The organism is Geobacillus sp. PK12 (assembly GCF_004123125.1).
GTDB classification, from domain to species: Bacteria; Bacillota; Bacilli; order Bacillales; family Anoxybacillaceae; genus Geobacillus; species Geobacillus zalihae.
In genome coordinates, this window is sequence record NZ_SDKL01000023.1 from 24,117 (window position 1) to 36,640 (window position 12,524).

Annotated in this window: 13 protein-coding genes and 1 other RNA gene; 4 read left to right on the plus strand and 10 right to left on the minus strand. The window is 52.3% G+C overall.

What is annotated here, in order from left to right:
* Positions 1–33 precede the first annotated feature (33 nt).
* Entirely contained in the window at positions 34–1,512 is a 1,479-nt protein-coding gene (hpaB, locus tag ETR37_RS09570) for a 4-hydroxyphenylacetate 3-monooxygenase, oxygenase component (RefSeq protein WP_129447193.1), read from the minus strand.
* Between the two features lie 156 nt (positions 1,513–1,668).
* Between hpaB and ETR37_RS09575 the strand changes: the two genes are divergently transcribed.
* Positions 1,669–2,583, plus strand: coding sequence for a LysR family transcriptional regulator (locus tag ETR37_RS09575; protein WP_129447194.1), 915 nt, complete (start codon positions 1,669–1,671; stop codon positions 2,581–2,583).
* 108 nt (positions 2,584–2,691) lie between these two features.
* Here ETR37_RS09575 and ETR37_RS09580 read toward each other — a convergent pair whose 3' ends face one another.
* The 3 genes from ETR37_RS09580 to ETR37_RS09590 form a co-directional block, all read right to left on the minus strand.
* A complete protein-coding gene (locus tag ETR37_RS09580) occupies positions 2,692–3,591 on the minus strand; it encodes a manganese catalase family protein (RefSeq protein WP_014196698.1) in 900 nt (299 codons plus the stop codon).
* A 20-nt stretch (positions 3,592–3,611) separates the two neighbouring features.
* The gene (locus ETR37_RS09585; RefSeq protein WP_013144273.1) at positions 3,612–3,848 is read right to left on the minus strand and encodes a YuzF family protein; all 237 of its coding nucleotides are present in this window, start codon (positions 3,846–3,848) and stop codon (positions 3,612–3,614) included.
* A gap of 270 nt (positions 3,849–4,118) precedes the next feature.
* A complete protein-coding gene (locus ETR37_RS09590; protein ID WP_015375774.1) occupies positions 4,119–5,294 on the minus strand; it encodes a helix-turn-helix domain-containing protein in 1,176 nt (391 codons plus the stop codon).
* A 204-nt stretch (positions 5,295–5,498) separates the two neighbouring features.
* Here ETR37_RS09590 and ETR37_RS09595 point away from each other — a divergent pair, with 204 nt between their 5' ends.
* The 3 genes from ETR37_RS09595 (at position 5,499) to ETR37_RS09605 (ending at position 7,153) form a co-directional block, all read left to right on the plus strand.
* Positions 5,499–6,089 (plus strand): DUF6230 family protein, encoded by a 591-nt coding sequence (locus ETR37_RS09595; RefSeq protein ID WP_015375775.1) that lies wholly within the window; start codon positions 5,499–5,501, stop codon positions 6,087–6,089.
* A gap of 21 nt (positions 6,090–6,110) precedes the next feature.
* Entirely contained in the window at positions 6,111–6,536 is a 426-nt protein-coding gene (locus tag ETR37_RS09600) for a DUF6114 domain-containing protein (RefSeq protein WP_013144270.1), read from the plus strand.
* 167 nt (positions 6,537–6,703) lie between these two features.
* Entirely contained in the window at positions 6,704–7,153 is a 450-nt protein-coding gene (locus ETR37_RS09605) for a staygreen family protein (protein ID WP_129447195.1), read from the plus strand.
* 111 nt (positions 7,154–7,264) lie between these two features.
* Here the strand turns inward: ETR37_RS09605 and ETR37_RS09610 are convergent, their stop codons facing one another.
* The 6 genes from ETR37_RS09610 to secG form a co-directional block, all read right to left on the minus strand.
* Complete coding sequence (locus ETR37_RS09610) at positions 7,265–7,480, minus strand: hypothetical protein (RefSeq protein WP_223813714.1); 216 nt, start codon at positions 7,478–7,480, stop codon at positions 7,265–7,267.
* A gap of 298 nt (positions 7,481–7,778) precedes the next feature.
* Positions 7,779–8,130, minus strand: a transfer-messenger RNA (tmRNA) gene (gene ssrA / locus ETR37_RS09615).
* Positions 8,131–8,442: 312 nt separating this feature from the next.
* Positions 8,443–8,910, minus strand: a complete 468-nt coding sequence (gene smpB, locus ETR37_RS09620; RefSeq protein WP_013144268.1) for an SsrA-binding protein SmpB — start codon at positions 8,908–8,910, stop codon at positions 8,443–8,445.
* An 81-nt stretch (positions 8,911–8,991) separates the two neighbouring features.
* Positions 8,992–11,268, minus strand: coding sequence for a ribonuclease R (rnr, locus tag ETR37_RS09625; RefSeq protein ID WP_015375777.1), 2,277 nt, complete (start codon positions 11,266–11,268; stop codon positions 8,992–8,994).
* Between the two features lie 22 nt (positions 11,269–11,290).
* On the minus strand, positions 11,291–12,031 hold the full coding sequence (gene estA, locus ETR37_RS09630) for a carboxylesterase (RefSeq protein WP_033004594.1): 741 nt from the start codon (positions 12,029–12,031) through the stop codon (positions 11,291–11,293).
* Positions 12,032–12,105: 74 nt separating this feature from the next.
* Positions 12,106–12,342, minus strand: a complete 237-nt coding sequence (gene secG, locus ETR37_RS09635) for a preprotein translocase subunit SecG (RefSeq protein WP_013144265.1) — start codon at positions 12,340–12,342, stop codon at positions 12,106–12,108.
* Positions 12,343–12,524 lie beyond the last annotated feature (182 nt).

A 12,524-nucleotide genomic window follows, 5' to 3' on the forward strand; every position in this document is an offset into this window, starting at 1 on the left:
CCCTTTCGATAAAATTCAACTCCATTTGCACTGTCACCGCTGGCTGTCAGAAGGAATGAACACACTTTTGGCGCCGCGCAGAAATTCACGCACGAACTGTTGATACGGCTCTTTTTCATAGCCGTCAAAATACGCCATCCCCATCCGAACGGGATCGCCGAAAAAGTAATATTCATAATGCGTCTGCCGGGCTCCGAACGCGCTCATCGTGAGATCCCAGGCGAGACGGAACAGCTGGACGCGTTCATAGCCGTCCACCGTCGCCCCTTGCATCGCGCGGCGGACGATATCTCCAATTTCTTCATGATGGAAATCGGCTTCAGTCGGAATCGCCATCAACCCCGATGCTCCTAAAATGCGGATGATCTCCGAAAGCCGTGGATAAATGCGCGGATACCAGTTGCGTGCGGCATCGAGCGCGGCAAAATCCGGCGTCATCGTTCCCCAGCGGTCTCGCTTCGCATTGTGCTCAGCCCGGTACAGGTGGCTCTTCATCGTCTCGAGGACGAGCATGATTTCCGCCCCTTTATCTTTCACATGCTGGAATTCGCCGATGCCGATTGCTTCGATCAGACAAAGCGTGACACCGAGCAAAAACTCCGTTTTGACGATGTTTTTCGCCACCACTTGATGGGACATATGAATGACCGCGTTCGTCTCACGGAACGTCCGGTTGCAAATCGATGAATTGCCGCAAACAAACACGCGCTCCCACGGCACAAACACGTTTTCAAACGAAACGATGGCATCGCCCTCTTCAAAGCGGGACGCCAGCGGATGGTCCCACGCACTCCGCCCGTAGTCAAACGCCTCGCGGCAAATGAACTTGACGCCCGGCGTATTGTTCGGAATGGCAAAGGCGAGCGCGTACGGGTCTTCACCAGCTGTCGATTTTTTCACGGTTGATGGAAACACTAAAATTTCGTCCGTAATCCCGCCTTGCGTCGCCAACAGACGGATGCCGCTGACGATGATCCCGTCTTTTCGCCGTTCCACCAAATGGAGCGGCACATCGGCATCGTTTTGTTCATGAAGCGCCTTGGCGCGATTCATTTGCGGATGGATGAGCGTGTGCGTCAAGCTGATGTCGTTTTCACGCGCGTACTCATAGTAGTTTTTCGCGTTTTCGGCAAACATCGGATCATCTTCGGCAAATAGATCATTGGCGACGCCCATGGCCATGACTTCCGCGTTTAAATAATCGGGAGAACGGCCCATCATCCCCGCCGACATACGCGCCCATTCTTGCGTCGCCTCGCGGCGGGCGATGAGCTCGTCAATGGTTGTCGGCTGAATGAACGTCATGCCGACGAGTTGCCCGGTTGTCGGCGACCGGTACAACATTTTCTCCGGCTTTTCATATTGCCGGTCGTAAAGCGCCGCCATCGAACGGACGACGTTGCAAAACGCCGGATGAACGGTGACATCCTCCACTTTTTCCCCGTGGATGTACACGCTGCTTTTCGCCCGCTTGAGCCGCTCCATATACTCCTGACCTGTTTTGGCCGGCATTTTCATTCCCCCCGTTTTCACGTATAATAGATAAGGAAGCGCTATCATTCAGAATGTTCAAAATTAATATAACATATGATTTCATATATGAAAAATACAAAAATGATCAACCATCCTATACGAAAAAGATATGGAAGCAAGAGAGGAGGCACGACCATGATCGATGTGAAGCAGCTGAAATACTTCATCACGATTGCCGAAGAGGGGCAAATCACGAAAGCGGCGCAAAAGCTTCATATCGCCCAGCCGCCGCTCAGCCAGCAGCTGAAGCAGCTCGAAGAAGAGCTCGGCGTTCCTTTATTTGATCGAAAGGCGAAAAAAATGGAGCTCACCGCACCAGGCAAAGCGTTTTACGAAAAGGCGAAACGGCTGCTCGCCCAGCTTGATGACGCCGTGGCGGAAGTAAAAGAAATCGAAGCGGGAACGGCGGGAACGCTGTCGATCGGCTGCGTCAAATCGTGCTTTTACTATTTGGCCCAAGCAATCCGTCACTTCCATGAACAAGCTCCGAACGTGACCTTTCATCTCCGTGAAGGAGATACATTTTCCATTTGTCAGCTGCTTTACGAGCGGCGCATTGACATCGGCATCGTCCGCCTGCCGATCGACTCGGCTGATTACGACGTCATCCGTCTGCCCGGCGAACGTTATGTCGGCGTGTTGCCGGCGCAATGGAAAACCGGCCAACCCTCATTATGCATGCGCGATTTTGCGGATTGGCCGCTTCTCCTTCTCCACCGGGTGCACGGCGCCGGACAGTACGAGCGGGTCATCGAGGAATGCCGCCGTCATGGCTTTGAACCGAACGTTCTATGCGAATGCCCGGACGCGACCATATTGCTCTCCCTTGTCGCCCAAGGCCTCGGGGCCACCATTGTGCCGCAATCCACCGTAGCCTTGTTTCGCCTCCCTGGCATCAAGGTGCTGGAGATCATCGACTCTTCGATGACAGCGGAAGCCGCCGCCATCCTCGACCGACAACGGTATTTGCCGAAAAGCGCCCGAACATTCCTCGACGTGCTCCAAACCGTTGCCGCCCGCGCCGCCGGTGAACAACATGAAGAAAGATAGCGATTCCTCCAATCGTGGACGCTCAAGGGAAACGTCATGCCCTCGTTGCGCCGTCCTTTTTGTTCAATGACCTGCTTTTCAAAAAATGAGGCGCCGTTGGGCGCCTCATCACAACCCTGCCGACCGCTGCAGCCGCTTGGCGATTTCGAAAAAATCTTCGGCCGAAATCCCGGGGGCGAATTCTTCCGGCACTTCGTCCAAATCGGGGATCGCCCCCCCTTGGGGCGCTCCTTCGACCACCTCGAGCGGCTGTCCATCGCTTGGATGGGTTCCTTGCCAAATGCGGACGATTTCTTTGTAATAGCGATCGCTGAACGTATAAAGCCGGCGGTGGACGCCTTGATCCTCATACTTTCTCGCCTCGTCGAACACACGGTTATCCAACTTCGGGATCGGCAGCAGTTTCGTCACATCGACCCCCGTAGCCACTTCGATCGCTTTGGCGTACGCCAAAATATGAACGCCCCCGCGCACAAGCAAGTAGCCGATCATCTCGCGGGCGGTAGGGTGGTCCGTCATTTCATAGACGCGCATTTTATGCGTGCGCGCTCCGCATTCAAGGAAAAAGTTGTGAAGCAAATCCAAAATCAAGTTGCCGCTGTTGAACACGTACTCCCCCGTCCACGCCTTCCCCATCGAATCGCCGGGAAACGCCGTCTGCGCCGTCGCGATAAAATGATACGTATTGCGCTTGTCTTTCGCATCCTTCATCGGCGCTGTATCCGGATCACCTGGATGGGTGGAGCCGGTCAAGCAAAGGTTGATCGCATTGGACACGAGCTCCACATGGCCAAACTCTTCGGCGGTGATGCTCGCCACCAACTCGTAAAACGGGCGCAGCTTCTGTTTTTGCCGAAAATTGAATGACTGAAACAAATAATTGTTTAACGTCGACATTTCTCCGAAACGGCCGCCAAGCAGCTCCTGGACAGCGGCAGCCGCATTGGGGTCCGCGTACTTCGGCTTCGGCAATTCGATCGCCAGCCGGTCGATCCGCTGAAATACCACGACTCTTTTCCTCCTCTCCATTAATTGCTGAGGCGAACAGACACCACTTGCGCCAAGCGGATGTAATAAACCGCCTGATGCGCCGAGATGACGATATGGTCCGGCTTCACATCCCTCACAGTTCCTTGGATCGAACCGCGGACGGTTTCCACCACCACTTCTTTGCCGTTCAAAGCTTGGAAAGCGTGGTACACATACGGGTCAACCAGGGCAATGAGCTGCGGTGACGAAGCATGGGACGCGTAGGGCTGGTTCATTCTCATTTCCTCCCTTTTGATGCGCTGAAGAAGATTCCCTTTTTATCCATATGCCGCCCCATGCAGAACATGACAAAAAACCAAGCGCCCTAAAAAAGAAAGCGGCCTTGATGCCTACTCATCAAGCCGCTTCCAACGATGGTTACGCCGCTAGAAAGCGGCGAATGCTTGGAATCTTTTGCACAACAAAACGATCAAACAGCCAAAAAACGGTGAGCAATCGGCGAAAATGGTGTGAAATGAAACGGCCGGACAGACCAGTCCGCCTCGTCATCCAATCAACCCAAGACGCAGCGCTTTTGCCACCGCTTCCGTCCGATTTTTCGCGTTGAGTTTCCTTAAGGCGCTGGAAATGTAGTCGCGCACCGTAAATTCGCTCAAATAAAGCTGACAGGCCGCTTCCAATGTCGAGGCTCCGTCGGCGAGCAGCTTCAAAATCTCAATTTCTCTTGGCGACAAGGATTCCGCCATCCCTTCCCATTCTTTTTTTGGCGCCTTGATCCATTTCAACAGCAACTCCCCCGCGCTTTGGCCAAATTTCATCAGCGCGGGAAACAGGCGGCGGTCAACGGCAAAGAAGCGGCCCGGTCCGCGGTCGAGAACGACGCCTCCAATCATCCTCCCTTCCGTCGGCACATACACCGGAACGATCACCAGCGAGGCCAAACCGAACGGGTCCACATACAGGCGCGGAAACTGTTCGCTCGCCCTCGGCACATAAATCGGACGAAAATGGCGAAATTCATGCACTTCCGCTTTCAATTTCCCCACACTTTCTTTCAACATCGGAATGCTGTCCAATTCCACGCGCAAGCGCTGAATTTGCCCGTTGTCCACGCCATGCCCGTGCAGACCGATGGCTGTGCTCTCCTGATTGACAAATTGAAACAGAGCGCAGCGGCTGAAAGGAAGAAAATAGGAAAAACCAAAACAAATATGCGCCGCCGATTCCTCAAACGTCTGCGCCCGCAAAATCCATTCGTTGAACAAAATGACGGCGTCTTTCCACAAGGATTCTTTTTTCCACGAGGAATCGCGGCCGATTTTGAATGATTGCTCATTCATTTCATACAACAACCATTCATTCCATTTGAAAAACAAATACCGCACGGCTGGGTGCAGCGTAGCAGCCGCTGACGCATGCGCCTTCAACACTTGATGAACCGTATTTTCCATTAAATTTAGGGAAAATATGACCATCTCCGGATGAAACGCCGCAATGCGTTCGAGATGCCTATTCGCTGGGTGTTCGCCCCCGTACGGGAGCAATCTTGCCTGAACGAATGCGCACAGCGTGGAAAACACCTCTTGAACCCGCGCATTCCGCTTGCCAAGCGCTTCGCCGATCCGCTTCCATTCCCGGTTCACTTCCCTTTCATACTGCCGCAAAATATCCGAAGCCTCTCTCAGCAGTCGAAACAAATGATTGTGCAATTCTGTTGACAAGGCAACGCCCCCCTTTTTTGGTCGACCGTGTTCCCTCACTATTGTATTTTCGCAACGCGTGCGTTGATTCCTTCTCCCCTCTGCGACGAAGACGGGAAAAAACCCTACAAATGTAGGGATTTTATTTTATTTGAATTATTTTAATATTTAATTAAATCTATATTTAAAGCGCTTTCAATTTATGTGAAGGGGAGGAGAATGTTCATGAATATGGCCAGCCAATCACTGATTGTAGGAGGGCACACGGCCAAAAAACCGTTGCTTCTCGCCTTGCTCGGAGGATTTTTTGCCCTCACTCTTATGTTGTCCGCCTTCGGGCTGACAGGCGTCGCCTATGCCGTACCAATCAGCGGGGTCGGCGAATTCACTGTTCAGTTTGACAAGCTAAACGGCAGCGGGTTTAAAATGTACGGCGGCGTGGCGGAAGCAGGCAATGCGCCGCAGACGCCGGTCTTCGTCAATGAAATGGATAAAGCGACGATTCAAGGTCTTCGGATTTCGAAAGACTTCCCGGCCTTGGGCATTCGCGTCGTCATTGTCGCGAGCGAGCCTGTCTCCATTGACGGCCTCGTGCAAAAAGCGACGCAAATCAACGGCAACATCTCCTTCGGCAGCTTGACGATGAAAGAAAGCTATGTCGGCGATACGAGCAACCCAGTCGAGAAAGCGGCCAAAGAATTCACACAAGGAGCCGACAGCATTACGATCGAAAACGGCGATATCAAAACCGTCTACTTATTCCAGCAAAAAGTATCGCTGCCGGGCATGAAAGTGTACTTTGAAAAACTCAACTAATTTCAGTAAGGATGAGAAACATTGGGCATCATTCGTTCTAGCTGGCAGGCGTTCGGTCGCTGGCGGAAACGCCGCCCGTTTTGGGGGGCGACGTTTCTCTTGTTATCAAGCCTTGTGATTTTATGGATTCCGATGCAGCTATACGAAATTTCTCTCGTTCCCGGAAGCATGGTGTTCGCCGGCTTTTTCCTTGGCGGCATGGTCATGTTGATGGGGATTCTTTCCTACGCCATGCCGCGGCTATCCACCTTGCTCGGCATCATCGGTATGTTCAGTGCCATTCTGTCGATCATGGGCGCCTTGGGCGGCTTCTTAGTCGGCACGATTCTCGGCATCATCGGCGGGGCGCTTTGCATCGCCTGGCGCCCGCAATGGGCCGAAGCCGACACTCCTGCCGCTCATCGTGAAGCAGCGGCAGACAAAGAGCCATCCGCCGCAACCGACTAACAGGCGCCGATCGCTCGGCCGAACGAAGCGAAAGATTCGCTCGTTCGGCCTTCTTTTTTATCTCTTTTTCCCGATCACGAATCCATTCATCATGAACAAACGAGGCGCATATTCATATTATGGGCCCATCATCGCTGCAGAACAAGATGAAAGAAGGAGGGACCGCCATGAAACACCTTTCTATCGACCGGCTACACACCCAGTTCGCCGCCGGAACCACCCATACGTTCCCGCTCATCGGACGAATGTATACGTTAACTCACTCTGATGCGACGGGAGACCTCTATTTAGCGATCGGCCGCTCGTTCGCGACCACACGGCTCAATGCCATGCGCGATGAAGTATTGGGAGAATGGAAACAGGCAGGGCAACATCTCGCCTCGTTCATTTATGTGTTTGTCGGTAGCAAGCAAATGGGCAAGGAAGAAAACATCCGCCGAAAACAAGTATTCGAACAAGAATTGACCTTGGCGCTAGAAGCCATTCGCTACGGAGACCGGCACTTTTTCCGTCATTTTCCTTCCTGCGATGGCAGTCCGATTTTGGTTCATTTCACTTCCGAATACCCAGAACTGAACCGAACAGAGACGTACGGAATCCCCTATATGTATCGTTGACTCTCTCTTTTTGCACGTTCTGCGCAAGATTCACAAACACTTCAAATGAAGTGTTTGTGGATTCACCCTCTCGAATGAGAAAGGCTTTTTAATTAATTGGGTGAGAATATTTTAGTTTTTATTATCCAGAACATTTAAAACACGATTAATAAACGCTTGACCATCTTCAAACTCAATATATCGTAAACTATTATCATGCAATAAAATCTCTATTTTTTTAAATGTTTCTCTATCCCCATTGTCTATTAGTTTTTGTAATTCAGCTAATTCAGCTCTTAATGCATGAACCAAACTCTCTGGTTCTTCGTCTCTAAATTCTCTAATCATATCGTCAAATTCATGATCATCGATTGATTATAATACCCATCTACAAAGTATTTGAGCGTCTTAAATTTCCCCTCAATTTCCATCATATTCATCACCACTTCGGATAAGATGTAACAATAACCCATGGTGCTAGTTGAGCGTCAACGCTCAACTAGCACCATGGGTTACAATAAAAAGCCGCGCAAAATTTTTCTGGATTCTATCGTTTTTTTCGGGCTTCCCCAAAAATGAAAAACGACTGCAAATGCAGTCGCATCAAGGGTTTCACGGTTTCTCGTCCGAACCGTTCGGATGTTGGAAATGGAGACGGTGGGAGTCGAACCCACGTCCAGAGGCATCGCCACTTAAGCATCTACGAGCGTAGTCGGTATATTTCGCTTCGCCGTCCGTTCCGCCTACCGACAGGCCTCCCGGCGGCTAGCCTGGTTCATCTCTTCCCTCATCCTCAGGCGGCGGATTTGGGCGTAGCCCGCTTCATATGAACCCCTCGGACGCCACACGGGCGATGGCGGGAGGAGCTAGCTGCAGCAATTAGGCAGCTAAAGCGTAGTTTTGTTTGCCAGTTATCTTTAGGTGACGTTTTTACGAGGACGTCCCCCTCGGCTCGCCGCTTAAGCTCGACCTACCCCTGTCGAATCCGGATCGTCCCCGCGGTGCGAAGAAAGACCGGAACAGCTTAAGCATGGGATAACCGGCTGTTGCACTTTTTATTATACCATGGCGGTGCGCATTTGCAATGGGAATGTTTTCAATTCCGCCAAAAAACAGGATTTCCCTCGAACGGCGGGGGCGATGTTGGAAGACATCTTCTTTATTGTTTGAAACCATTCGTCCTGTCCCGGAAGCGCCCGCCATACGGACGGGGCTCGCCCGTTTCCAAACCCGCTGCGCGCACGGCCAATCAAGCCCGATGAGTCCAAGTTTCTCCTCGCGGCCAGCGCCCCAACCACCGCGGACTTCTTCTACAGTTTTTGCCGCTCGCGGAACGCCCGCTCGATTTCGCGCTGCGCTTCTTTCCGCTTCATGTCTTCCCGTTTGTCGTATTTTTTCTTCCCTTTGGCCACACCAAGCTCCACTTTGGCAAAGCCGTTTTTAATGTACAGTTTGAGCGGCACGAGCGTATACCCTTGCTCTTTCGTGTAGCCGATCAGTTTGTTGATTTCGCGGCGGTGCAACAAAAGCTTTCGCGTCCGCAGCGGATCGTGGTTGTAGCGGTTGCCTTGTTCGTACGGGCTGATGTGCATGTTATGGAGAAACACTTCCCCTTTTTCGACTTTGGCGAACGAATCTTTCAAATTCACCCGGCCGTTGCGGATCGATTTGATTTCCGTCCCTTGCAGCACGAGGCCGGCTTCGTACGTTTCCTCGATGAAATAATCGTGATGTGCTTTTTTGTTTTGCGCGATGACCTTTCCTTCGCCTTTCGGCATCCGTTTTCCCCCTCCTCATCGTAGCGTTTCTTATTTTATCAAAAACGAAAAAGAAGGAAAAGCCGGGCGCGAGGCTTTTCCTCACCGTTTTTTCTTTTTCTTCTTTTTCGCCTTCGCGTGGCGGCTTTTGCCGCTGTTCGTTTTCGCTTCCGCCTTTGCCTTGGCCTGTTTTTGCTTTTTCCCTTCAATGACGACCGGAGCGGCTTTCGCTTTCGGCGGGCGGCGCCCTTTCATGCCGACGACTTCAAAATCGACGATCCGTTCGTCTTTGTTGACGTTGATGACGCGGACGGTGATTTCATCGCCGATGCGGTACATTTTCCCGGTCCGTTCGCCGATCAACGCGTAGTGGCGTTCGTCGTAGCGGTAATAGTCGTCCGTTAAGTAGCTGACGTGCACCAAGCCTTCGATCGTGTTCGGCAGCTCAACGAACAAGCCGAAGTTCGTCACCGAGCTGATAATGCCGTCAAACTCCATCCCGATTTTGTCTTCCATAAACTCGGTTTTCTTCAGATCGTCCGTCTCCCGCTCCGCCTCAACGGCGCGCCGCTCCATATCGGAAGCGTGTTCCGCAATTTCAGGCAGCTTTTCCGCCCATTTTTGCTGGGTGTCAAGATCCATCTGGCCGTTAATGAGATACGTCCAGATCAACCGATGGACGATCAAATCCGGGTAGCGGCGGATCGGTGACGTAAAATGGGTGTAAAACTCGGTCGACAGGCCGTAATGGCCGAGGCTCTCGGCGTCATAGCGCGCCTGTTTCATCGACCGAAGCATGACGGTCGAGATCACCATTTCTTCCGGCTCGCCGCGCACCGCTTCGAGAATTTGCTGGAGGGCGCGCGGATGGATTTGGTTGCCCGTTCCTTTCACGACATAGCCGAAGTTCGTGATGAACTCTAAAAAGCGCTGCAGTTTTTCCGGCTTCGGATCCTCGTGAACACGGTAAATAAATGGCACGTTCAACCAATGGAAATGCTCAGCCACCGTTTCGTTCGCCGCCAGCATAAACTCTTCAATCAACCGCTCAGCGACCGACCGCTCGCGCAAGACGACATCGTACGGCTTGCCGTTTTCATCGACAAGCACCTTCGCCTCCTTAAAATCGAAATCAATCGCCCCGCGCTTTATCCGCTTTGCCCGCAAAATGTCGGCAAGCTCAGCCATCAGCTCAAACATCGGCACAAGCGGCGCATATTTTTCCCGCAAGGCTTCGTCTTTGTCAACGAGAATTTTATTGACATCGGAATACGTCATCCGTTCCGCCGTGCGGATGACGCTTGGGAAAATTTCATGGCGGACGACTTCTCCTTGCGGGGTGATTTCCATTTCGCACGAGAGCGTCAGCCGATCGACTTTCGGGTTGAGCGAGCAAATGCCGTTCGACAGCCGATGCGGGATCATCGGGATGACGCGGTCAACCAAATAAACGCTCGTGCCGCGTTCATACGCCTCGCGGTCAATAGGCGAGCCTTCCTCAACATAGTAGCTGACATCGGCGATATGAACGCCGAGCTTATAGTTGCCGTTTTCAAGCTTCGTCACCGTCACCGCATCGTCTAAGTCTTTCGCATCCTCGCCGTCAATGGTGACGATCATCTCGCCGCGCAAATCGCGGCGCCCTTCCAAGTCTTTCTCCGTAATGACGTCCGGCACCCGGTTGGCGTGCTCGATCACGTCTTCTGGAAATTGAAGCGGAAGGCCGTATTTATAGATGATCGCCAAAATGTCGACGCCCGGGTCGTTTTTATGGCCGAGAATTTGCACGACTTCCCCTTCAGCGCTCATTCGTCCTTCCGGGTACGAGGTGAGCCGGACGACGACTTTATGCCCTTCGACCGCGCCGTTCGCCGCGTTTTTCGGGATGAAAATGTCATTGACGATCCGTTTGTCATCCGGGATGACAAAGCCGAAATATTTGCTTTCCGTGTACGTGCCGACGACCTCTTTCACCCCGCGCTCCAAAATGCGGACGATCGTTCCTTCGCGGCGCGCCCCGGATGAATCGGCTTGGACGCGCACAAGCACCGTGTCGCCATGCATCGCGTTTTTCAATTCGGACGGCGGGATGAAAATATCATCCAGTCCCGGCTCCTCCGGTGTGACAAACGCGAATCCTTTCGGGTGGCCGGTCACCTTGCCGCGCACGAGATTCATCCGCTCAGGCACGCCGTAGCGGTTGCTGCGCGTCCGGACGACAAGGCCTTCCTCTTCCATGGCGACAAGCGTTTTGACAAATTCCTTAAACCCGTCCGCATCCTCAATCCCAAACGCTTCCTCCAGTTCCTCAACGGTCAGCGGTTTGTACGCCTCATCGCGCATAAACGTTAAAATGCGTTCGGCCAACACATGATCCATTGGCCATCCCCTCCTTTCTCCATTACCAATCTAACGATTCAAGAAATGCATAAATATCTTCATGCAGCTGATCTTTTTCTTGATCAAGCGTAATCACATGGCCTGATTGCTCATACCATTTGATTTGTTTGACCGGCGATTCAATTTCGTTATAAATGATGTTCGCGCTGTCTGGATTGATCATCTCATCATGGCGCGCTTGGACGACGAACGTCGGCGCATAAACCAAATCAAGGTGGGCGCGCACATCGGCAATGAGTTCTTGCAAGGCTTTCAACGTCTTCATCGGCGTTTGTTTGAACCGTTCCATTTCCTGTTCGATTTGTTCCTCTGATTTCCCTTCCCGCTTTTTATACTCGCGCGCATACTCGAGCACACCTTCGTACATCGTTTCTTCGCTTTTGATGTACATCGGCGCGCACATCGTCACAATGCCTTCTATAGGTACAGTGTAGCCTAATTTGAGAGAAAATACGCCTCCAAGCGACAATCCAGCCACGGCAATTTTTTCGTAGCCTTTGTTTTTCAAAAACTGATAGCCGTTCATGACGTCTTGCCACCAATCATCCGGTCCGGTGTGGACGAGCTCTTCCGGCGGCACGCCATGCCCTTTGTAAATCGGAGCGTGGCACGTATACCCTTTCGATTCCAAGAATCGCCCAAGCATCCGAACGTCGGCGGAATTGCCGGTAAACCCATGCAAAAGCAGCACCGCCCGCTCCCCGGCTTCAAAGAAAAACGGCTTCGGCGGAACAATTTTCATCATCGGCTCTCCTTCCTCTCTAGTGTGAAATAGAAAGGGCAGCCCTTCATTCTATGGACCGCCCCATGTTTGACTTATGATGGCTGTACGTACGTAACCAAGATCGTCAATACGAAAAACAAGACGGCCAACACAACCGTCACGCGCTGAAACACCGCATCGAGCCCGCGCGCTTTCTGCTTCCCGAACAATTGCTCGGCGCCGCCGGTAATCGCCCCCGACAGCCCGGCGCTGCGGCCCGACTGCAGCAAGACAACTGCGATCAGCGCGATCGACACAATGACAAGCAGCGTCACAAGCAAGGCATGCATGCCTGACACCTCCAACGACCGACGTTGCAATAATTTCACTATACCATAGATCGCCGTTGGCGGCAACTGGCGGGCCTGTCTCAACACGACGAAAGGAACAGATTCTCTTTTTTGTGAAACATTAGATTGGAAAGCCCGTCATCTAAAAATTTTAAAAAAATACAAGCCAGAAGATGCTCAAA